The organism is Candidatus Chordibacter forsetii (assembly GCF_964187505.1).
Taxonomy (GTDB): domain Bacteria; phylum Verrucomicrobiota; class Verrucomicrobiia; order Opitutales; family Seribacteraceae; genus Chordibacter; species Chordibacter forsetii.
This window is the reverse complement of the sequence record NZ_CAXLML010000121.1, coordinates 1-22,205: the sequence shown is the minus strand read 5'-3', so window position 1 is coordinate 22,205 and position 22,205 is coordinate 1. Positions and strand designations below refer to the sequence as shown.

At 45.7% G+C, this 22,205-nt stretch carries 21 protein-coding genes and 1 tRNA gene; 6 read left to right on the top strand and 16 right to left on the bottom strand.

The window, feature by feature from the left end; translation table 11 throughout:
- Positions 1-909: prephenate dehydratase (pheA, locus tag ACKPQ4_RS05630; RefSeq protein ID WP_407680222.1), on the top strand; the 909-nt coding region annotated here is incomplete at its 5' end.
- Here the strand turns inward: pheA and ACKPQ4_RS05625 are convergent.
- The 15 genes from ACKPQ4_RS05625 to ACKPQ4_RS05550 all read right to left on the bottom strand — a co-directional run bounded on the left by ACKPQ4_RS05625 (position 906) and on the right by ACKPQ4_RS05550 (position 13,389).
- Entirely contained in the window at positions 906-1,391 is a 486-nt protein-coding gene (locus tag ACKPQ4_RS05625) for a hypothetical protein (protein ID WP_407680221.1), read from the bottom strand. The two genes, pheA and ACKPQ4_RS05625, sit on opposite strands and share 4 nt — an antisense overlap.
- Positions 1,372-1,845, bottom strand: a complete 474-nt coding sequence (locus ACKPQ4_RS05620) for an NrdR family transcriptional regulator (RefSeq protein WP_407680220.1) — start codon at positions 1,843-1,845, stop codon at positions 1,372-1,374. Before ACKPQ4_RS05620 ends, ACKPQ4_RS05625 begins: the two co-directional genes overlap by 20 nt.
- A gap of 44 nt (positions 1,846-1,889) precedes the next feature.
- The gene (locus ACKPQ4_RS05615) at positions 1,890-2,459 is read right to left on the bottom strand and encodes an anthranilate synthase component II (protein ID WP_407680219.1); all 570 of its coding nucleotides are present in this window, start codon (positions 2,457-2,459) and stop codon (positions 1,890-1,892) included.
- 35 nt (positions 2,460-2,494) lie between these two features.
- Positions 2,495-3,721: an argininosuccinate synthase gene (locus ACKPQ4_RS05610; RefSeq protein WP_407680218.1), complete on the bottom strand. Its 1,227-nt coding sequence runs from the start codon at positions 3,719-3,721 to the stop codon at positions 2,495-2,497.
- The gene (argF, locus tag ACKPQ4_RS05600; protein ID WP_456151853.1) at positions 3,642-4,724 is read right to left on the bottom strand and encodes an ornithine carbamoyltransferase; all 1,083 of its coding nucleotides are present in this window, start codon (positions 4,722-4,724) and stop codon (positions 3,642-3,644) included. Before argF ends, ACKPQ4_RS05610 begins: the two co-directional genes overlap by 80 nt.
- 11 nt (positions 4,725-4,735) lie before the next feature.
- A complete protein-coding gene (locus ACKPQ4_RS05595; RefSeq protein ID WP_407680217.1) occupies positions 4,736-5,923 on the bottom strand; it encodes an aspartate aminotransferase family protein in 1,188 nt (395 codons plus the stop codon).
- 4 nt (positions 5,924-5,927) lie between these two features.
- Complete coding sequence (gene argB, locus ACKPQ4_RS05590; protein WP_407680216.1) at positions 5,928-6,797, bottom strand: acetylglutamate kinase; 870 nt, start codon at positions 6,795-6,797, stop codon at positions 5,928-5,930.
- Positions 6,798-6,802: 5 nt separating this feature from the next.
- The gene (argJ, locus tag ACKPQ4_RS05585; RefSeq protein ID WP_407680215.1) at positions 6,803-8,023 is read right to left on the bottom strand and encodes a bifunctional glutamate N-acetyltransferase/amino-acid acetyltransferase ArgJ; all 1,221 of its coding nucleotides are present in this window, start codon (positions 8,021-8,023) and stop codon (positions 6,803-6,805) included.
- Positions 8,020-9,045, bottom strand: a complete 1,026-nt coding sequence (gene argC / locus ACKPQ4_RS05580) for an N-acetyl-gamma-glutamyl-phosphate reductase (protein ID WP_407680214.1) — start codon at positions 9,043-9,045, stop codon at positions 8,020-8,022. The genes argJ and argC overlap by 4 nt, the downstream gene beginning before the upstream one ends.
- A gap of 93 nt (positions 9,046-9,138) precedes the next feature.
- Positions 9,139-9,543 (bottom strand): 30S ribosomal protein S9, encoded by a 405-nt coding sequence (gene rpsI, locus ACKPQ4_RS05575; RefSeq protein WP_407680213.1) that lies wholly within the window; start codon positions 9,541-9,543, stop codon positions 9,139-9,141.
- 8 nt (positions 9,544-9,551) lie between these two features.
- The gene (rplM, locus tag ACKPQ4_RS05570) at positions 9,552-9,980 is read right to left on the bottom strand and encodes a 50S ribosomal protein L13 (protein ID WP_407680212.1); all 429 of its coding nucleotides are present in this window, start codon (positions 9,978-9,980) and stop codon (positions 9,552-9,554) included.
- An 81-nt stretch (positions 9,981-10,061) separates the two neighbouring features.
- Positions 10,062-10,472 (bottom strand): hypothetical protein, encoded by a 411-nt coding sequence (locus ACKPQ4_RS05565; RefSeq protein ID WP_407680211.1) that lies wholly within the window; start codon positions 10,470-10,472, stop codon positions 10,062-10,064.
- A gap of 72 nt (positions 10,473-10,544) precedes the next feature.
- The gene (gene htpG, locus ACKPQ4_RS05560) at positions 10,545-12,398 is read right to left on the bottom strand and encodes a molecular chaperone HtpG (RefSeq protein ID WP_407680210.1); all 1,854 of its coding nucleotides are present in this window, start codon (positions 12,396-12,398) and stop codon (positions 10,545-10,547) included.
- Between the two features lie 66 nt (positions 12,399-12,464).
- Positions 12,465-13,163 (bottom strand): J domain-containing protein, encoded by a 699-nt coding sequence (locus tag ACKPQ4_RS05555; RefSeq protein WP_407680209.1) that lies wholly within the window; start codon positions 13,161-13,163, stop codon positions 12,465-12,467.
- A 140-nt stretch (positions 13,164-13,303) separates the two neighbouring features.
- Positions 13,304-13,389 (bottom strand) — tRNA-Tyr (locus ACKPQ4_RS05550).
- A 116-nt stretch (positions 13,390-13,505) separates the two neighbouring features.
- Here ACKPQ4_RS05550 and coaE point away from each other — a divergent pair.
- The 5 genes from coaE to ACKPQ4_RS05525 are packed head-to-tail and all read left to right on the top strand — an operon-like array spanning position 13,506 to position 20,813.
- Entirely contained in the window at positions 13,506-14,102 is a 597-nt protein-coding gene (coaE, locus tag ACKPQ4_RS05545) for a dephospho-CoA kinase (protein WP_407680208.1), read from the top strand.
- A 27-nt stretch (positions 14,103-14,129) separates the two neighbouring features.
- Positions 14,130-16,004, top strand: a complete 1,875-nt coding sequence (gene rho, locus ACKPQ4_RS05540; RefSeq protein ID WP_407680207.1) for a transcription termination factor Rho — start codon at positions 14,130-14,132, stop codon at positions 16,002-16,004.
- Between the two features lie 30 nt (positions 16,005-16,034).
- Positions 16,035-17,756 carry a GspE/PulE family protein gene (locus ACKPQ4_RS05535; protein ID WP_407680206.1) on the top strand — a complete coding sequence of 574 codons (1,722 nt, stop codon included), beginning with the start codon at positions 16,035-16,037 and terminating at the stop codon, positions 17,754-17,756.
- Positions 17,757-17,762: 6 nt separating this feature from the next.
- Positions 17,763-19,457, top strand: coding sequence for a GspE/PulE family protein (locus ACKPQ4_RS05530; protein ID WP_407680205.1), 1,695 nt, complete (start codon positions 17,763-17,765; stop codon positions 19,455-19,457).
- Between the two features lie 24 nt (positions 19,458-19,481).
- Positions 19,482-20,813 (top strand): type II secretion system F family protein, encoded by a 1,332-nt coding sequence (locus ACKPQ4_RS05525; RefSeq protein WP_407680204.1) that lies wholly within the window; start codon positions 19,482-19,484, stop codon positions 20,811-20,813.
- A 2-nt stretch (positions 20,814-20,815) separates the two neighbouring features.
- On the opposite strand, the gene ACKPQ4_RS05520 is transcribed toward ACKPQ4_RS05525, so the two are convergent.
- Complete coding sequence (locus tag ACKPQ4_RS05520) at positions 20,816-22,060, bottom strand: hypothetical protein (protein WP_407680203.1); 1,245 nt, start codon at positions 22,058-22,060, stop codon at positions 20,816-20,818.
- Positions 22,061-22,205 lie beyond the last annotated feature (145 nt).

Genomic DNA, 22,205 nt, shown 5'->3' with positions numbered 1-22,205 from the left:
CTTGCTGGTTACAGTGAAGGACCTTTGCGAGAGGGGTCTCTACGCACCGTTTACCGTGAAATCATTTCTGCCTCCATCGCTTTGGAGAAAGACATGGTTATTGGTTACCTTGGGCCTGAAGCCACCTATACCCATCAGGCGGCAGTAAAAAATTTTGGATCAGGACTGGAATACCAGGCACTGCCCGATATTCCTGACGTATTCAGTTCAGTGGAAGCAGGGCATTGTGATTATGGGGTGGTGCCAATCGAAAACTCAAGTGAAGGGGCGGTTAATCGTTCACTTGATTTATTAGTCGATTCCGAACTTACGATTATTGCCCAAGTCTTTTTGAGGGTACGTCACTGCCTTTTTAGCCAATCTTCACTAGCAGATATTGGCGAGGTTCGTTCGAAGGATCAGGCCCTTGCCCAATGTGCTGATTGGTTGCGTACCCATCTTCCTGACGCCCGTCTTGTTCCTGTAAGCAGCACTGCGGAAGCGGTGAGGGAGTGCCGGGCAGAACCGGGAGTTGCTGCCATTGCCGGGGAATTAGCCGGACAAATTTACGAAGTTCCCATGATCGAAGGGGGAATTCAGGATCGATCGGATAATGTAACCCGCTTTCTCGTGGTGGCCAAACAATCCCTGCCTATGCGTGTAGGTGTTTCCTACCGTACCAGCTTGGTTCTCTCCCTAAACGATGAGGTCGGAGCTTTGCAAAAGGCCCTCAAGCCATTTTCTGAGAGAGGGATCAATCTTTGTAAAATCGAATCCAGACCGAGCAAACGTAAGTCCTGGGATTATTTCTTCTTTGTAGATTTCCTTGGTCATCCCGAAGAAGATGGAGTTTCTCAGGCCCTACATGAATTAAGTAATGCATGTGCCTTTTCCCGTCTATTGGGAAGTTATCCGGAATCGGATTCCTAAAAGAATAACACGGATAGATCCTGCCCCTTGTGTGCATTGCGCATCACTAGAGTCTCAATAAATTGGCGGTTTTCCAAATATTCTTGTTCGCACTTAGAGGTCCAGCGTTTTCTGCCTCCCTTCAACGATTCGCGCAATCCAGAGACCAATAACAAACCATTCATTGCATCACGGGTGGACCGAACAAATTTAAGAACGGATGCATGCACCCACAGGGGGTCAACCAAATGATGCCGGGCATTCCAATGAACATGCCTCAAGTTTCGCTTATTGGGGAAATGAAAACGTACGACTTCATCGATACAGTGCTCAAAGGATTGAACCGTCATTCTATCATTGTCGTCATTTTCCCGCATAAAGGAAAGTGTACTTTGCAGCTGCATTGTTTCTTCAGGCGAAGAAACACTCCCCATTACCATGAATAGAGAGTTTAAATTCTGCAGTCTGGTATAGTCGTCTTTTTTACCCGCCGCTGTTTTCACCCGCCCTTTCCCCACCCAAGTATAAAATTTCCTCGGCGAACCGAGAGAACTGCGTAAAATCCTCGTAGAAACTTGCGTAACGCAACCAGGCAATGGAATCGACAGTGCGCAAACCATGCATCACTGCATCGGCAATTGCACGACTAGGAAGTTCATCATCGAACTCACTTTCGATTCTTCGCAGGGTATCGGTGAGAAGAGCGTTGATTTGCTCGGCATCAATCGGGCGCTTGGAAATCGCACGACGCAGGCTCATTGCCAGTTTCGTTCGATCAAAGCACTCCCGGCTATCATCACTTTTTACCACAGTCAAATCCTCGTGGAGGACTTCTTCTATGGTGCTGAAACGATGCCCGCAAGATTGACATTCTCTTCTTCTTCGCGTCGACGCAACCTTACCGGCCCGCGTTTCCAAGACCTTGACATCAAGGGATGAACACTTTGGACACAGCATTATTAGCTATCGAGAATTCCACTTACCACACACACAAGTATGTTTTAACAATATTTCAGGAAATTCTTCAAGACCATAATTCCACTATCTGTTGCCAAAGACTCTGGATGAAACTGTACACCCCATAGTGGAAGCTCCCGGTGCCGGATTGCCATAATTTCACCTTCATCCGTCTTGGCAGTTACTTCCAACTCTTCTGGCATGCTCTTCGGATCAATAATAAGAGAATGATAGCGAGTGGCTGAAAAGGGATTTGGGAGATCCTTGAATATCTCGGACTCTTGGTGATGAACAGGAGAGGTTTTTCCATGCATCAAACGATCTGCTCGGACAATCTTTCCACCGTAAGCTTGTCCGATACATTGGTGACCAAGGCAAACTCCCAGCAATGGTTTTTTACCAGCCCAATGATTGACAGCCGCTAAGCTTATTCCTGCCTGGTCAGGATCACAGGGGCCCGGAGAAAGAACCAGCCCGTCAAAAGGCTCGATATTAATCTCTTCCAAGGTGGCTTGATCATTACGTATGACCTCGCAAGTTGCTCCCAACTCCCCGAAGTACTGCACCAAATTATAGGTGAAGGAGTCGTAATTATCAATAACGAGCAGGTTCACGGCCGGGCAAATGGGTGAGTAGTTGGAAAATGAATTTAGGAGCCTTGGTAACCTTGTTTTCGTGCCCGTTCCATCAGTCGAAGCCCATTCAAACGGATAAATCCACCAGCATCTTCAGGTTGGTAGTCAGATTCGTCTCCCTCCATTGAAGCAACTGCGGTATCGTAAAGAGAGTAATCCGATTTTCTGCCTACTGTGGTGACATTTCCTTTGTAAAGTTTCAGCCGTACAATTCCACTTACTTTTTGCTGGCTTTGATCAATTAATGCCTGAAGGGCTTCACGTTCGGGAGCGTACCAAAATCCGTTGTAAATGAGTTCGGCGTAGCGAGGGATCAAGGAATCTCGCAGGTGCATCAAGTCACGATCCATAGTCAAGGTTTCCAATTGCCTGTGCCCGTGTAGAAGAATGGTGCCTCCAGGGGTTTCGTAGACTCCACGACTTTTCATCCCCACGAATCGATTTTCCACCAAATCCACCCGTCCAATTCCATGTTTACCCGCTATGGTGTTAAGGGAACGGATAATTTCTGCCGGATTCCCCTTTTTTCCATCAATGGCCACGCAATTTCCCTGGTCAAATTCCAACTCGAGGTATTGGGCTTCATCCGGAGCGAGCATGGGATCGACGGTCAGTTTGTACATCGAACGATTTTCAGGCGTGGTCGGATCAAACCATGGGTCTTCAAGAATTCCGGCTTCGTAGGAGATATGCCAAAGGTTCCGGTCCATTGAGTAGGGTTTAGATGCACTGGCCTCCACATCGATCGAGTGTTCCTTGCAATATTCAATCATTTCTGTGCGCCCAGGGAAACGCTCGCGAAAGGAGGCATCTCGCCATGGTGCAAGAATTTTTAGATCGGGGGCAAGGGCTGAAAAAGTAATCTCGAAGCGGCACTGATCATTTCCTTTACCCGTAGCACCATGAGCCACAGTATCTGCCTGGAATTCTCGGGCGATATCAATTTGAGCCTTTGCAATAAGCGGACGGGCAATGGAAGTACCCAAAAGATATTGGCTTTCATAAACGGCATTTCCACGAGCCATCGGGTAGATAAAGTCCTGAGCAAATTCCTCGACCAGATCAAGAGTTCGGTGGGCTTTGGCTCCCGTGGCCATGGCCTTTTCTTCGAGGCCATCTAGTTCTTCCTCCTGACCAACATCAGCACAGTAGGTAATAACTTCAGCCCCATGATGATGGGCGAACCAGTGAACAAGTACGGAGGTGTCTAAACCTCCCGAATATGCGAGAATCAATTTCATCTTTTTCAGGAATTATGAGGTGATAAAGCGGATAGAATAGCCTTTTGCATATGCAGACGATTTTCTGCCTGGTCAAAAAGAATCGCCCGTTGAGAATCGAGCACTGACTGTGAGACTTCCTCTCCAGGATGGGCGGGCATACACGTTGAGAATCGAGCACTGACTGTGAGACTTCCTCTCCAGGATGGGCGGGCATACAATGCATGAAGAGACAATCCTGTCGAGCAGACTCAAAAGTCGAATCCTTGACCTGGTAGGGTTGCATGGCTTGTAGGCGCCCCTGGCTTTCCTCTTCGCAACCCATACTCACCCAAACGTCCGTGTAGACTGCATCTGCTCCGAGCGCCCCTGCATCGGGGTCGGGGGTGAAGTTCCAGGTTGGCGATAGGTTGTTATCCTGGAGCAATTGTTGGATTTCTTTACCTGGTTTAAAGGATTCCGGACCGCAAAGTGAGATTTCTAAGCCAAATAAAGCACCAGCTAAGATCCAGGAATTTGCCATATTACAGGAGGTGTCCCCAAAAAAGGCTAATTTTTTACCCTTTAATCCTTCAAGTGATGTATTACCGTCTGACCATTTTTCCAACAAGGTCATACAATCTGCATAAATTTGACAGGGATGTAAAAAATCGGTGAGGGCATTGACCACTGGAATAGATGTATGACGGGCAAACTCTTCTATCAATTCATGTCCGTGTGTCCGGATGATCAATCCGTCAAGAAAGCGCGAAAGTACTTTAGCTGTATCTTCGATGCTTTCACCCCGACCAATTTGGGTACTCGATTGATCCAGGATGAGGGGATTTCCCCCGAGTTCACGAATACCTACTTCAAAGGAGACCCGTGTTCGTGTGCTTTGTTTGTAAAAAAGCATTCCCCAACTTTGACCGGCAAGATCCTTTGTTGGTCGCTGAGCCCGGGTATTTTTCAAATCGAAAGCGTTGGCAAAGATTTGCACCACTTCTTCTTTTTGAAAGTCATTTTCCTGTAAAAAGTTTCTCATAGCAAAAATATTTAGTCCAATTTGATTTGGGCGAGTCCGGACCTTAAAATGTTGAGCGCTCGCAAAATCTCATCATCTTTTACGGTAAGGGGGGGGAGCAGACGCAAAGTATTTCTCGCAGCACCCACCGCAATTAAACCGTTTTCCCGAAGGTTGGCAACGAGGAGAGATGGATCAAAAGTAAGGCCAAGACCAAGCATCAATCCTCTGCCTTTAATCTCGGTAATTTTCTGGGGGAATTGGACCGCGAGATTTTGCAGTCCAATTTTAAATCCTTCCCCTTTTGTCTTAGCTTGTTCGATTAAATTTTCATTCTCGATAACATCTAGCACCGCATGAGCCGCAGTGCAGGCTAGGGGGGAGCCGCCATAAGTTGTTCCATGACTACCCGGAGTAAATAGTTGGGAGTGTTGTTGATCTACCCAAATCGCTCCAATGGGGAAGCCCCCGCCCAATCCTTTTGCCATGGCGATTGCATGTGGTCTAGTTCCCGATTTTTGGTATCCCAAAAATTCACCTGTCCGTGCTATGCCCGCTTGGACTTCGTCCATGAGAAAGAGGAGATTGTGTTTTGAACAAAGAGTTTCCAACCCCAAAAGAAACTCGTCGCTAGCGGCTTCTAATCCGCCTTCTCCTTGGATGGACTCGACAAGTATAGCAACGGTTTGACCGTCTATAGATTGTTCGAAATCACTAAGATCGTTGTAACGGCAAAATACAAAACCCGGAAGGAGCGGTTCAAATCCCTGCCGATATTTGATCGATTCGGTCGCGGATAAAGCTCCAAGGGTACGACCGTGAAATCCATTGGTCGCAACGAGCACCTTCGACCGCTTGTTTTTTGTTTGATTACCATGCAAGCGGGAAAGTTTGATTAAAGCCTCATTCGCCTCTGCACCACTATTACAAAAAAGGATTTTCCCGGGACCGATTTTTTTGACCAGTCTTTCAGCGAGTGAAACCTGCTCGGGGATAGAAAATAAGTTAGAGCAGTGAACGAGTTCGGCACTCTGTTGCTGGATATTTTTCACCCAGTGGGGATGGCTGTGTCCAAGGTTGGTAACGGCAATTCCTGAAGCAAAGTCTAAGTACTCTTTACCTTGAGAGTCCCACAGGTTGGATCCCTTCCCCCTGACAATTTCCAGGGGCGGTGGGGCATAGTTTCCGATAAGGAATTCTTGATGTTTTGGAAGATCCATCTATTCAGGCATGGACAATTTCCGTACCAATCCCCTGATCGGTAAAGATTTCCAATAATATACTGTGCGGCATCCTACCATCGATAAAGTGAACCCGGTTGACGCCTGCTTTTAGAGCTTCCACTGCACTGGTAACCTTTGGGAGCATGCCGGCGGAAATTACCCCTGCCTCTTCTAGTGGCTTAACCTCGCTAATCGCCAGGCTGGAAAGAAGGGTTGAGGGATCCTCTGGATTCCTCAGTAATCCAGGTACGTCAGATAAGTAGACTAGTCTACGAGCCCCAAGAGCCATGGCGACTTGGGATGCAACATTGTCCGCGTTTACATTGTAACAAACGCCTTGGCTATCCGATGCGGTGGACGAGAGAATTGGCATTTTGCCCGCATCCAAAGCCTGGATGATGGGATCGGTATTAACCTGGGTCACCTGACCGACAAAGCCTAAATCGTTCTTGGATTGAAGTTTTTCACAGGACAATACCCGCTTGCCGGGAAACCTTTGAACTTCACAGTCATGCGACGATACAAAGTCTGCGACCTCCCGGTTAACTTGTTCATTGAGAACTGAATCTACAGCATCGATGGTTTGCTCATCAGTTACACGGAGCCCGTCGATAAAATGTGCTTGAATACCTCTATTTTTTAATTCCCGGGTAATTGCTTTTCCTCCGCCATGGACTACCACCACCTTGATTCCAACAAAATTGAGAAAGACTAAATCTTTGGCCACGCCTGAACGCACTTCCGGATCAGGGGAGTCCATGAAGCTTCCCCCGTATTTGACCACAAAAATTGAGCCCCTAAATCTTCTAACATAGGGGAGGGCCTCCATTAAAATACGGGCCTTTGCCTGACTTTCTTCATATGCCACCATCAGTCTTATTCGCTTTTATTGTAGTTAACGTATTCTTCGCTTAAATCATTTGACCACAACACCGCTTTACCTGAGCCCGAGTTGAGGTGAATCTTGATAACAAAAGATTTTGCGGAAACGATTTCTTTCCACTTATGCTTATTTGAGGGGAGGGGCTTACCTTTTTCCACAGCGGGAACATCGTTGTACCATAGATCAAACTTTTCAAAGTCAAGGCCGACCCGTGCATAGCCCGCAGCATCGACAATTCTTCCCCAGTTCGGATCAGATCCATACCATGAGGTTTTAACGAGCAGTGAGTTGGCAATACACCTGGCCACAAGGTCGGCGTCTTGATCATTGGAAGCTCCATTCAATTGGAGTTCCACAAATTTGGTGACCTTTTCACCGTCCGTTACACATTTCCGGGCGAGGCAGGTACAAACCTGATCAACCGCTTCTTGAAATTTGGCAATCGTATCTACAGATTCTTTTTCAATATCTACCCTTGTTGATCCGTTAGCTAAAATAAGTACGCTATCGTTGGTACTCATGTCCCCATCTATAGTCATTCGGTTAAAGGAGTTATTCACTGCCTTATCCAAACACTTTTTGAGAAAGCTGGCAGAGGCAAAGGCATCTGTGGTCAGAAAGGCCAGCATGGTAGCCATGTTGGGTTGAATCATACCCGCACCCTTTACTGTTCCTCCAATGGTTACTTTTCCGGAAGAAGTTTCAATTTGAGCAGAGCATGACTTCGTCCGAGTGTCAGAAGTAAGGATTGCTTCCTGAAAAGCCTTGCCGCCATCCAATTCGTCAAGCGTATCCTGGCAAGCTTCAGTGATTCCAGCAGTTACTCGACTCATGGGCATCTGCACGCCTATTCGACCGGTTGAGCAAACCAAAATTTCTTTGGAGTGCACCTTTAAATGCCTCGCTGTTTCCGATGCCATTTTTGCGCAATCCAGGTCTCCCTGTTTGCCAGTGCAGGCATTAGCATTTCCACTATTTACTACAACGCCGTGAAAAACCTGTTCCTGTTCATTCAATAAATCCATGCAATATCGAACGGGGGATGCTTTGACGTCGTTAGTCGTAAATGTACCTGCTGCCGTACATGGCCGTGGAGAATAAATGATACCAAGATCTAATTTTCCATTATTTTTCCCCATGATATTGGCAGGCACTCCAGAAGCATAAAAACCTTGGGCTTCAGTTATGCCGTCACAGTCCTGATAAAACTTCATGACAGTCCGCAATCTTCTTCGTACCCGTTGCACAGGTTCATCGACTGTACAGCTTGACCACCCGCTCCTTTAAGCAGGTTATCTTCCGCGGAACAGATAATGTAACGATTGGTCCTGGAGTCTTCCTGTACGGCCAAGTCGATTCGGTTCGTTCCTACAACCCGTCCAGTTTCAGGCAGGTCTCCATTTTTAAGTATTTGCACAAAAGGCCTCCCGGAATAGGTATCCTCCCAACACTTGGTAATTAACTTAGCATGAAGTCCACCCTTGGCTCGTACGGAAATTGTTGTGCAAATTCCCCGGTTCATCGGACCGAGGTGCGGGTGAAATGATAAGACAATTGATTTCTGAGCAAACTGACTTAATTGCTCTTCAATTTCAGATAGATGTCGGTGTTTGGGAAGCCCGTAAACTCCTGCACTTTCGTTTCGTTCGCAAAACAAGAGATGCTCGGAAGCATTTTTACCAGCCCCACTAATTCCACTAATCGAGTTTACGATGATGTCGCTGGTCTCGATCAATCCCTTCTGTAGTAAAGGTGCAAGGGGAGTGATGATACTTGTTGGGTAACAGCCAGGAGATGCAATGAGAGGAGATTTCTCCCATGATAATTCATGGAGCTCGGGAAGGCCGTATTGTGCTTTCGGTAACCAATCAGGAGATATGGGTTTGGAACCATAATATTCCTGATAAAGTTTGGGGTCATTTAACCTAAAATCCGCAGACAGATCGATTACCTTTTTTCCAGCCTCGACTAAAGGGACTGCATATTCCGCAGCTGTACCATGTGGCAGAGCCAAAAAGAAAAGTTCGACCTCTCCGTTTAGCAAGCCTGCCAGCGAAGGATTAGTGAATTTCAGGGATTGACCAACTTTTCCAACCCTTGGAATTACTTGGGAGACAGACTTTCCAGCGTGTGCTCTTGATGTAATGGTGCAAAGCTCGATCTTAGGGTGTCGAATAAGCAAAGAGACAAGCTCTTGTCCGGTATATCCGGATGCTCCGATAATACCTGTTTTCATAGTCGTTGAAATTTGATGAGGAAAATTATAAAAAACAAACCCCTCGGTTGGAGTTCCGAGGGGTTAGGTAAAGGATGGGTAAGGAAATAAAAATTATCTCTTTGAAAATTGAAACCTTTTACGGGCCCCTGGTCGGCCGGGTTTTTTACGTTCGATTTTGCGAGGATCTCGTCGAAGATGACCTGCTTTTTTGAGAGGAGAACGAAGTTCACCATCCATCTTCTCGAGAGCTCTTGAAAGTCCGTGACGAATCGCCCCAGATTGTCCGGTGCCTCCACCTCCACGAACAATCACGGTGATGTCTAATTCACCAACTTTTTCAACAGAGACTAAAGGTCCGAGAACAGCTTTCTTTTGTTGCTCAGTTGAACAGTAGTCGCTGATGTCACGGTTGTTTATAATGAAATCTCCGGAACCTGGGCGTATGCGGACTCGAGCGGTGCTGGTTTTGCGTCGCCCGGTGGCAATAAATTCTTCTGTCTTTGGTTTTGCACTCATATTATAAATTAGGAAAGTAGAGGAGAGGGTTGCTGGGCTTCGTGTTCGTGTTCTTCCCCACGAAAAACTCGTAAACGTGTAAGCATGCCCGAAGAGAGTTTATTTCTGGGCAACATCCCCTTGACTGCATTGGTAATAATAAATTCAGGACGATTCTCGCGAAAATCAGCAACGGTACGGTATTTTTCGTTACCCATGTAACCTGAGTAGAACATATATTGCTTTTGCTCTTCCTTTGACCCGGAGAGTTTAACCTTCTCGGCGTTGATAACCACAACATAATCGCCAGTGTCGACATGCGGGGTATAAGTGGGTTTGTTTCTCCCCCTTAGTGCGTTGGCAATCTGTACAGCCAGACGCCCCAAGATTAGGCCAGAAGCATCAACAATCTTCCAGTCGTGGGTTACAGTTTCCTTTTTAGCCAGGGTAGTCTTCATCAAAAATAAGTGAAAAGATAAGAAAATGAATTAAATCCTGACCTTCGTCAACCGAACAATCGGATAAAAAATTGGAAGTGATTAAAATTGACCAGCACCGAGGTCATTCAATGTTTGGTCGTAAAACTTACTACCGTATCCCATGACACGGTCGGTATTATCAAAAACAACGGGCATGTAACGTTTTTCAACTTCCTTGTCGGAGAGGGTGCCTTCGTTTCCACCTTTGCGAATTTTGTAAAACCATACGCTGCCCCAATCGTATCCTTCCACATAATTAGCGATTCCAGATAGACTAAACACCTGTGCTTTGGTCATCCCAACGGAAAGCCCCATCAAGTTTTCGATATTTTTACTTACTGCAGCATCAGCGTCAGCAAAAGGATTTCCTCCACTGCGACCAAGTCCTCCTGAGCTTTTAAAACAACCAACCAAGGAAATGAGGCAACTAAGTGTGCCAAATATCAAAAATTTGCTAAAGTTCCTCATCATGGTAAATTTTTTACCTCATCCCGTACATTCGGGGCAATCTCAATTTACACGGTTCTTGAAATGCCCAAAAAATTACACGGTGGTAAGTTTTTCTAGGGTTTGATAACTGCGTGCTATCATCTCCCTTGGGTCATCCAAAAGATTAGCGGAAGCCAAAGCATTGTCCAAAAGTTGATTCGCTACCAGTAGGGCTGTTGGCTCATCTTTTTCCATGAGTTTGAATAACCCGTGAATAATCGCATGGTTTGGATTAATCTGGAATTTTACTTTACTAGCAGGCATTTCGCCTTCTGGACCCTGCATCATTTTCATGATCCGGCGGGCAGAAGCACCCCCCATCCCATCCTCTCCAACAACGCAGACGGGGCTATTGATTAATCGTTCGCCTGTTTCTACTTCGGATACGCGGTCTTCCAAGGATTGCTTGATCCACTTGGATAGCTTTTTTACGGCTTTTTCATCAAGGGCTTCACCGGTTGGTTCTTGATCTAATTTTTCTAGTTTTAATTCATCTGAATCGGCAGAAATAATTTTCTTTTCCTTAAATTCGCGCAGGGATTGCATGACATACTCGTCAACCGGTTCGGTAAGAAGTAGAACCTCATATCCGCGTGCTTGCAGGGCTTCGAGGTAGGGACCTGATTCAATTGCTTTACGGTTTTTTCCATAAAGAAACAAAATATCTTTTTGATCTGCAGCCATTCGATCAATGTAGGCTTCCAATCCGGTAAGTTTACCGTCCTCAGCTGCCGTGGATTCGAAACGCAATAACTTGGCCAAATCATCCTTGTAGGTGAAGTCAGTTGCCACACCTTCTTTGAGAAGTACTCCATATTCTTTCCAAAACTCCAAAAATGTGTCCTCTTCTTTCTTCGCTTGTTCATTAAGAAATCGAAGGAATCTTTTGGTCAAAACTTGGCCTAGTTTCTTGAGCAGTTCGCTATCCTGCATGGTCTCTCTTGAAACATTCAGAGGAATGTCAGAACTATCAACCACACCTTTTAAGAATCTCAACCATTCTGGAAAAAGGCTTTTTGGCTCTGCATCAATTAAGACTTTCCGGCAGTGTAAGGCTACTTTGTTCTCGCTTCTAAACATCCCCATTTTTTCCATGTTTCGTTTGGGTACGAAAAGTAGGGAGTTGATTTCCAGTGGGGCGTCAGCACTGAAGTGCAAACGCATCAATGGCGAATCGTAGTCATTGGACTGGAACTTGTAGAACTCTTCGTACTCTTCGTCCTTAATCTCTGATTTCGAGCGCAACCAAATGGCATCCACCGTATTGACCTTCTCACCATTTACCGAAACGGGGAACTGGACGAATGCAGAGTATTTTTTGACAATATCCTTGATTCGATCCTCTTTCGAAAACTCTTCAAACTCGTCCTTTAGTTGAATGACGATCTTAGTTCCTCGGCGCTGTCCATCGGTTTTATCAATTGAATATCCACCACTACCATCGCTTTCCCAGCACAATCCTTCGCCCTCTTTTTGCCAGGTGCGAGTGTAAGCCTTTACTGAGTCCGACACCATAAATACACTGTAAAATCCAACTCCAAACTTTCCAATCAAGGACTCATTCTTTTCTCCTTCGCTTTGCAAAGCATTCAAGAATTCCTTCGATCCGGAATGGGCAATAGTACCTAGGTTTTTAACTAATTCCTCTTCTGTCATCCCGATTCCAAAATCCTGGATAATCAACTGTTTTGCTGAATCGTCAGTACTCAGGTTGATTTCGAGTTCTAAATTGTCATCAAGAATATCTTTCTCCGTAAGTTGAGTACGACGTAATTTTTCGAGTGCGTCGGATGCGTTAGAAATTAATTCGCGAACAAAGATTTCCTTATCTTTATATAGCGAGTTTACAACAATATCGAGAACCTGCTTGGTCTCGGCTTTGAATTCATGAGTGGTTGCTTGTGTCATGGTAAAAAGGATCAATTATGGATTATTTAAAAGAGAGCTTCAAGGAATTATCACAGATGTGTAAGTTTATGATATATTATTTTTTGATTTTTTTAGTTTTTTTCGGAAATGTTCATAAGCCTGGTTGATCTCCTTGGCTTTTTTTTCGGCTACTTCCTGAATCTCAAATCCAAGGGCTGAAACTTTGTCTGGGTGGTACTGAGCAATAGCAATACGGTAAGTTGCCTTAACTTTAGCGAAATCTTGAATCGCATCCTTTTCCAAACCAAGGACTTCGGCCATTTCAAGATCTTCTACTTCAGGAAAGAAGGCTTTCTTTGCCTCCTTGGTTTTATCTGAATTGTCTTCTTCGGATTTGCTATCTTCTTCAGTTTTGGTCTCCGTTTCCTCTTCTTCCTCTGGAATAAAATTCTCAGTTTTTTGCGGCCCCTCATTTTCTGGGCCCATTTTTTGGTAATTTTCGGAACCCATCGATCCAGCCCCTTGATTCTCTTTTGTCCCTTTTTTGTTTTCAGGTTGGATACCTAGAAAAAAGTCGAACCGCCAGAGCATCCACCAGCAGGAACAGAAAATTACAGCCCATGAGATCTTGGCCAGTCCATTGGTTATTCCATTGGGTGCCCACCCGGTTAAGTTTCTCCAACCCGACCAATCGTGATAATGGGCAAACAAAGAAGTGCTAAAATAGTGGGCGGTGAGGTAGGACAGTCCGAGTGCGAGAATTCCGCCGTACAAAGCCGTACTTGTCCAAGATTTTGCAAACATCAAAATTTTAATGGGGGTATCTGACCAGAGCAGGTTTTGTAAAAATAAAGAATTAACCCACCAAGAATGATGTAGATCCATCTTTTCGCCGTTTTTTTTTCTTTCATCAAGGGAAGATTCGAATAAATGCTAAGCGGAAGTGGTGGTAGGGGTCGGATTCGAACCGACGAACGCCGAAGCGGGCGGATTTACAGTCCGCATCCTTTAGCCACTTGGATACCCTACCTTCAAAGGAAAGACGCATTATGAATCGGCTGGCCAAACTGGCAAGACGATAGTCGCATATAATAAGATTTACATCCTTGCTTGCTCAAATTTACTTCCACAGTTTTACTTAAATTGATGTGTCCTTTTAAAGGAAAAACCGTAGTTGGGATAACCGGAGGAATCGCCTGTGGAAAAACCTCTGCACTGGAAAGGTTTAATAAATTGGGGTGGGCTGTGGTTTCTGCAGATTCTCTCGTTGCCGAAATTTTGGCAACCAACTCCGAAGTTAAAAATAATATTCGCCAACGATGGGGTGGGGTGGGATTTGATTCTTTCGGAAATATTGACAAACCCGCGATTGGTCGAATAGTGTTTAAGAAAGATTCAGAAAGAAAGTGGATCGAGAACCTGCTTCATCCTATTGTTCGTTCCTTATGGACTACTTTCATTCAATCTTGTTCTTCTGAAAAGTGCCTAGTTGAACTACCTCTTTTGTTCGAAAACAATTTACACACTCAATTTACCTGCGTCGTTACCATGTATGCGTCAAATAGCACAATCTACCAGAGATTGTATCAGCGAGGCCTCTCCCTTGAAGAGGCAAACGCCCGAATTTCTTCTCAGTTGCCATTAGTACAAAAGGTAAATCGAGCTGATTTTGTCTTGTGGGGTGGTGGAACCAACGATTTTCTAAAACGTCAGGTAGATGCCCTTGCCCCCACCATTTTTTAATGTTTTTCCATTTACTTAAACTATCCAATGCCTGTTAAAAAAAGCACCCGTTCGTCCAAGCCGAAAGCCTCTTCAGGAAATGCTGAGGAACCGACTGTGGATTCCAAAAAAAAGAGTAAGAAAGCACCTGCGGACTCCCCCATTGTTCCAGTTGAGCAACCAGAATCTGATGCTCCTGACCGTCAACTCTTTTTCAGTACTGATGGCAGTGAGAGCGAAGAAGAAAGGCCTCGACCCGAAGAAGAGAATGAGGTGAAGAGTTCTGAGGAAAAGTCGCCCAACCAACCAATACCTGCAAAGCAAGAGAAAGCAGACGACGGAGGAGAGGGGAATCCTGTGCCAGCTAAGGGGAACTCGAATTCCCCGGGCCAGGGTCGTGGCAAACCCAATCACCCTAACCACCCAAGGCAACCGGGGCATCCACATTCTGCCCCTGGTCAAAAAAAGTTAACTTGGCAGGAAAAAAAGAAACTTCGAAAGAAACCCAAGTTTAAAAAGCCTCAAAGACTGCCCTACGAAGAAACAGAAGCAAAACCCTTGCAAATTGGTCAACTTCTTGATTCTGAGACATTAAAAACAGACGAAGAAATTGCCAAGATTCTTCAACCCTTACTGGAGTCGGGCAAGGATTGTCTGAACTTAGACGAATATCTTTCTTTAAACCTTACAGAGTTAACAGAAAAAATCTCAAAGTTATCTATCGAAGAAGATCTCCCTGCTGCACCTTTGCGTGAAGAGTTAGTTGATGCTCTTTTGGCTTTCTGTCTCAAAAGCGAAACCCCGGTGTCTCTTTCAGGCATTGTCCAGATAATGGAAGATGGACATGGCTTCATCCTTCAAGAAAAAGAAAACTACCGTCTAAAGTCTCAATCTGCTTTTATTCCGGCCCTTTTGGTTCGCAGCTATGGATTAAAAACTGGTCATTTTGTGAAAAGTTTAATTCGGGCAAAAATGGAAGAGTCCACCTGCCCGATTGTTTTACAAGTAGACGAAGTTATGGGAGTTTCTCCTGAGGAAGCCACGCGGGTAACTCCTTTTACCGAACTTACGCCTTACTATCCCCTTAAACGTATGTATCTTGAAACCCATCACGAGGTAGAGTGGGACAATGTCGCGATGCGGGTAGTCGACTTAGTATCTCCTGTGGGTTTTGGGCAGCGAGGACTGATTGTGGCTCCTCCAAGAACGGGAAAGACAATTTTACAGCAAGCAATTGCACGGGCTTTAAGACAAAACAATCCTGAGGCTCATTTAATTGTACTTCTCGTGGATGAACGCCCGGAAGAAGTTACCGACTTTCGTAGGCAGGTACCCGATGCTGAGGTCATTGCATCCACCTTTGATGAAAGTGCTGAGAGCCATGTACATGCTGCGGAAATTGTGATCGAAAAAGCCCGCCGCATGGTCGAACATAATCAACATGTTGTAATTTTGCTTGATTCCATTACCCGAATGGCCCGTGCCTACAATGCCACTATGCCCAACAGTGGGAAAATCCTCAGTGGTGGGGTGGAGGCGACCGCCTTGCAACGCCCTAAACGTTTCTTTGGATCTGCCCGTAATATAGAGGGTGGGGGAAGTTTAACAATTTTGGGCACAGCTCTGGTCGAAACTGGGAGTAAGATGGACGAAGTAATCTTTGAAGAATTTAAAGGTACCGGAAATATGGAACTCCACTTGGACCGCGAGCTTTCCAATAAGAGAATTTTTCCAGCTCTCGACTTTGAAAAAAGTGGTACTCGCAAAGAGGAATTGCTCTACCATAAAGACGAATTAAACAAAATTTATGCCCTTCGACGGTCGATGAAAGGAGTGCCTCCTGCCGATGCGATGGAGATGTTTATCCAAAGGGTAAAGAAGACAAAAAATAATCCGGAATTTCTAATGGGATTGGGTAGGTAACTTGTCCAGGCTTTTCAAACTTTTGAACTGATGAATGCAACGGAAGAATTTTTGACCGAAGCTTTTAAGGAACAAGGTTTAGCCAGCCAAGAGTTGATCGATCAGGTACTGGCAGAGGTAAAAGCCCAAGATCCTGGTGAAACCTCTGGTGATGAAGGTCTGGATTTCATGAATTTGCTACTTGGTAAGTTGGAACTGTCCAAAGAAGAGGTAGTAAATTTCCTTGGCTCGGAGTTGGATATGGAGGTTGTAGACATGGCAGGGGTAAGCCTGACCCCGGAAGTTATTGGCCTGTTAAATTCCGAGCATGCCCGGTTCTATGAGGCCATTCCTTTGGGGACAGATGGTGCCTCTATTGATGTTGTATTAGGCAACCCTATTGACCAAGACGGTATTGATAACCTCGGTCACTTGTTTGGGAAACCGGTTAACCCTAGGGTCGCTTATCGGGCAGATGTACTCGAATCAATCAATCAGCTTTACGGTTTGAACGAGAAGGAAAAGGAGAAGGATTTCCTCGACGGGTTGGGTGGCGGAGATATTCAAATTGAGGACAATGTCCGCCCGGAAGATGTTAGTGAAGAAGATGCCCCTATAATTAAATTTGTCCATTCTGTCATTAAGGATGCTTTAGAGAAACGGGCATCTGACATTCATATGGAACCCTTGGAGAAAAAATTTCGCATTCGTTTTCGCATAGATGGCAAATTGATTGAGCAGCAGGACCCTCCCAAGCGTCTTCAGCCTTCAATTCTATCCCGAACCAAGTTAATGGCCAATGTCAGCCTGGCCGAAAAGCGTGTACCCTTAGACGGGAGAATCAATGTAAAAGTCGGCGAAAAGGTAATTGATCTGCGCGTTTCCACGCTACCCACTGTGCATGGAGAGAGCATAGTTATGCGGATCCTGGATAAAGAAAGCCTGAGCTTAGGACTTCCCCAGTTGGGTTTCTTTTCGGATGACCAGACAATCTTCGAGCAGGTTATTAATTTACCAGATGGAATTTTCCTCGTTACCGGGCCCACGGGCTCGGGGAAGTCGACTACTTTGTACTCCGCACTTAATGCCATTAACAAACCCGACCGAAAAATTATTACGGTGGAAGATCCAGTTGAATATGAAGTCCCTGGTATCAACCAAGTACAGGTCCGTGCGGAAGTGGGGATGACCTTTTCAGCAGCTCTTCGGGCAATGCTTCGACAAGCTCCCAATATTGTTATGGTCGGGGAAATTCGGGATTTGGAAACAGCGGAGATCGCAATTAATGCATCATTAACTGGACACATGGTTTTCAGTACCCTTCACACCAACGATGCTCCGAGCGCGGTTTCCCGATTGGTTGATATGGGAGTGAAGCCGTTTCTCGTTTCTGCCTCACTGCGGGCCGCTCTTGCCCAACGATTGGTGCGTGCCATTTGTCAAAACTGCAAAGGTCCTTACGAGCCCAATTCTGCAGAATTGGCGGTCTTAGGGATTAATGAAGAACAAGCAGCAGGAGCCAGTTTTATGAAGGGCACAGGTTGTCCAAAATGTGGAGAAAAAGGGTACCGGGGAAGAAAGGGAGTATTTGAAATTTTTGTGGTGAATTCAGAGATCGAGGAGATGATTTATAACAATGTGAGCATTGTTGAATTGCGCAACAAGGCTAGGGAGATGGGGATGCGTTCGATGCGTAACGATGGATTCCGTAAGGTCTTGGCTGGTGTCACTACTTTGGATGAGGTCTTGATGGTAACGACCGAAGAGGAATAAGTAGGTATGCTATACCTCGATAATAATGCTGAAATTCGCGACCTCTTTCGTGAAGTCGATGGAGTCTCCCAACATGGCCTGGATGAACTCTTCGATCAAGATGTAGTCGAAGGGAAGCGTTCTTTTGCAGATGGCGTAATAGAAGCAGGAATTATTCGCCGGGAAGATTTGTTTGCCTTAATTTCCCAGTACCTCGGGTATGAATTACAGGCTGGCGAACCCGGCGAGGTTGAGTCCGATGTGCTCTCAGTTCTCCCTCAGGAAACCGCCCGACAATACGGCGTGGTTCCGCTATATCTTTCTGACCAAGGTATCCACCTTCTCGCACTCGATCCATTTAATGCATCCATTATTGATGATCTCACTTTTGCTCTAAATCTTGAGGTGTTGATCGTTGTTTGCGATCCCGTCATGGTTGCCGAGCTGATTAACCGGTATTATGGAGCAGATCAGGCATCGATGGATGATCTGTTGGCCGATACCGGACTCGATAAATTTGCAAACTTGGACGATTCCAAGGAGGGAGATCTGGTGGATGCAGCCAATGAGACTCCAATTATCCGTTTTGTTAATCTAGTTATTCAGCAAGCCATTCGGGCTCAGGCTTCCGATATACACTTTGAACCTTTCGAGGATGAATTTCGTATCCGTTACCGAGTAGACGGTGCTCTCTACGAGATGTCCCCTCCTCCTAAGAGTTTGTCCCTACCCGTTATCTCCCGCATTAAAGTGATTTCTGAGTTGAATATTGCTGAGCATCGCATCCCCCAGGATGGCAGGATTAAGATGACGATTGAGGGGCGGGCGGTTGATTTGCGGGTATCTACCTTGCCCACTCAATTTGGAGAAAGTGTGGTGCTTCGAGTCTTGGATAAATCCGCGGTTAATTTGGATCTTGATAATTTAGGCCTTCCCGAAAATGTAAAATCAGGAATTCGCGGAGCGGTGCGCCGTCCAAATGGTATTTTTATAGTTACTGGGCCTACTGGGTCAGGCAAGACAACGACTCTATACAGTGCATTGCGTGAAGTTAATGAAATTGAAACCAAAATTCTCACTGCAGAAGACCCGGTGGAATATGAGATCGAGGGAATTATGCAGGTTCCCGTTAACCACCAGGTCGGTCTCGATTTTGCCCGTGCCTTACGAGCTTTTCTCCGGCAAGATCCCGATAAAATTATGGTCGGAGAAATTCGAGATATTGAAACTGCCCGGATTGCAGTTCAGGCATCGTTGACCGGACATGTCGTTCTCAGCACCCTCCACACCAATGACGCTCCAGGTGCAATTACCCGTTTGATCGATATGGGGCTTGAACCCTTTCTTCTTTCGGCGTCCCTTGAGTTTATTCTCGCCCAGCGTCTGGTCCGCAGAATTTGTTCAAGTTGTAAGCAAGAATTTGATCCCAAAAATGAAATGTTGCAAAACCTCGGACTTATCCGCAAGGATTTGGGAGATAGGAAGTTTTACTTTGGATCTGGATGTGATGATTGTAGCAATGGCGGATACCGTGGCAGAACCGGTCTGTTTGAGATGATCAAGGTTGGAGATAGTTTCCGTGAATTGATCAATTCTGGAGCCGCGACTTTAGTGTTAAAACAACAAGCGATCGAACAAGGTATGCGTACCTTGCGGGAAGATGGATTACGTTCTATCTTAGATGGTGAAACTACAGTCGAGGAAGTCTTGAAATATACCTAATTTCTGGTCACAGTAATTTTAGAGATGGCAATTTTTGAATATGTAGCAACGGATGCAACGGGAAATTCGGTCGAAGGAACTTTCGAGGCTAGTAATGATCAAGATGCCCGTAATATTCTTGCCCAGTACAACCTGCAGCCGACGAGTTTATCTCAGCAGGGTGTTGCACCCGCACCCACTGCGGTCACCCCTGCCATGGGTCTGGGTGGAGAAAATTCTTCTGCATCAAGTACCGCGGTCAAGAAAGGTAAGAAATCGAGTAAAACTAAAAAGAAGAAAAAAGGAAGTCTTCTAGATATTGAAATTGGGGGTGGTCCAAATAATGAGGACATCTCTGTTTTTACTCGTCAAATGTCTACATTAATTCAAGCCGGCCTTCCCCTTTTGCGCAGTTTGGAGGTCATGATTAAGCAGCAGGAGAAAAAACCAAAATTTAAGAAAATGCTCGAATCTGTTGCAGAAAAAGTATCTTCGGGTGGTACCTTGTCTGATGGTTTAGCGATGTATCCAAAAACCTTTGATAAATTGTATGTTAATATGGTCAGGGCAGGGGAGGCGGGAGGCGTGCTCGATCTTGTACTTACCAGGCTTGCTCAATTTCAGGAGAAATCTATTCGAACGATTAAAAAAGTGAAATCCGCTATGATCTATCCGAGTGTGATCATGTTTGTGGCTGTGGGGATTGTTACTTTACTCATGATGGTGGTGGTTCCACAGTTCGAATCGATTTTCGAACAAATGCTCAGAGGTGCTCCTCTTCCTGGCCCTACTCAAATTGTGGTGGATATTAGTGATTTATTTTCTTCCAACCCCATTCTGGTGCTGGGAGGAATGGCCGGTTCGATCATGGGGGTTGTTTTGCTTAAAAAAACCAAGCAGGGCTCGAAGGGGTTTGACTGGCTTGGCTTGCATGTGCCTGTGGTCCGGGATGTGGTAAGCAAATCAAATGTTTCACGGATTACCCGTACTTTTGGTACGCTTCTCAGTAGCGGCGTGCCCATTTTACAGGCATTGCAAATTACTGGTGATACCTTGACGAATTTTTTCTTTGTAAAAGCGATGACTAATATTCACAACGCGGTCAGGGATGGTGAATCCATGGCCGTACAAATGGATAGGGAGCCCGTCTTTCCCACCATGGTCACGAGTATGGTGGAGATTGGTGAAGAGACGGGCGAATTACCAGACATGCTTACCAGGATAGCTGACAATTTTGATGAGGATGTTGACAACGCGGTGGCCGGAGTAACCTCCCTGATCGAGCCTGTCATGATCGTTTTCCTCGCAGTTGTTGTCGGGTTTATTGTGATCGCACTGTTTTTACCCATCGTCTCGATTATCGAGAACCTGGGATAGGGTCATTCTTTCTGCTGCCTGATCCAGGCTTCGGCCTTGGTCGGGTCTGTTTGCAACCATGCATCTAGTGCCCGATCAAGAGCTTCTTTACGCATAGCTGGATCAGATATGGACTGAGCCCACCCAGCTGCTCCTTCGGGGTTTCTTCCCTGAATTCGAGAGACGAAATTTGCAATGGCTGGATCAAGCTGAGGGGAGAGAGGTTGGGTGTTTAGCCATTCAGCCGTAGCCACTGGATCAGTCAATGCCCACCTTCCTGACAATTCCGCCATGGCATGCCTTTTTCTTTCTGGGTTGGTCAAATTGTTTGTCCACTCTGCAGCCGCCTCAGGGTCCCTGCTTGCCCACTGGGCGATAAGGTTTTCTGTTACCCGATCTGCACCTGGTTCGGGTGCCATCGATTTTGCCCAATTTGCGGTAGCTTCTAAATCTTGCCGAGAAAGCTTGGCACCTATCTGTCCAAGCACAGTTTCCCGCATTCTGGGATCGTCACTCGGGTAATTTTTGGCCCATTGAATTGCCTTTTGAGGGTCCTGTTTAGCAAATCTTTCGGCGAGCAAACTGGATGCCTGCCAACGGGCAGTTCCTGTTGGCAAACTAAGGAATAAACGATTGGCCGCATCCAAATCCGTTTCCATTAAGCCCTTCACAATTCCAACCAATAAGGGGTTATCTCCTTTCTTCTGCCCGGAATGATTTGCTTGAGCCCATGCAATGGCGGCTTTCTCATCCCTTACCGCCCATCCAGCAAGGGCTTCTGAGATACCAAACCTTTTCTCACTTTTGGCATTCAACGAGTTTGATGCATAGGAAAGGGCACCTTCAGGGTCAAAATTTACCCAACTGCGCATAAGTAACTTCATTTCTAAATGCCTCCCATAACCCTCGGGTAATTCCTCAAAGGCTTTAACCACCTGCTTGACATTGGAACGATCCATTGATCGTACGGCATCAAGGTACGACCCAAGCCGTTCTACAATGTCTCCACCTTGCATAATCCGTTGGAGGTTGGGTGGCATTGCCGGGTTTTTCTCGTATACAAATTCAGTTGATTTGCTCTTTTGTGCCTGGATTAGACTTCCCCTGTCATTTTCTTTTGGTAATGCATCTACTTGTTTTTTTGATACTGAAGAGGCTGAGGGGGGCGTCGTAAATTTTTCGACATTGGACCCCAAGTGAAGACCAAGATAAAAAACAAGTGCTAGCGAAAGTGCCCATGGAAGTCCAATTTTGATAAATGCATTCATTACTCAGAAAATACTAAGCTAGGCATGGAGAAATTTAGGAGCAAGCGGAACTTGCATGTTTACTCCCTGGTCCATAAAGGGCAGGGCAGTCAGAAAAGAATTAAAATTCTTTGGAGACGCTTAAACCAATAACGCGTGGAGAGCC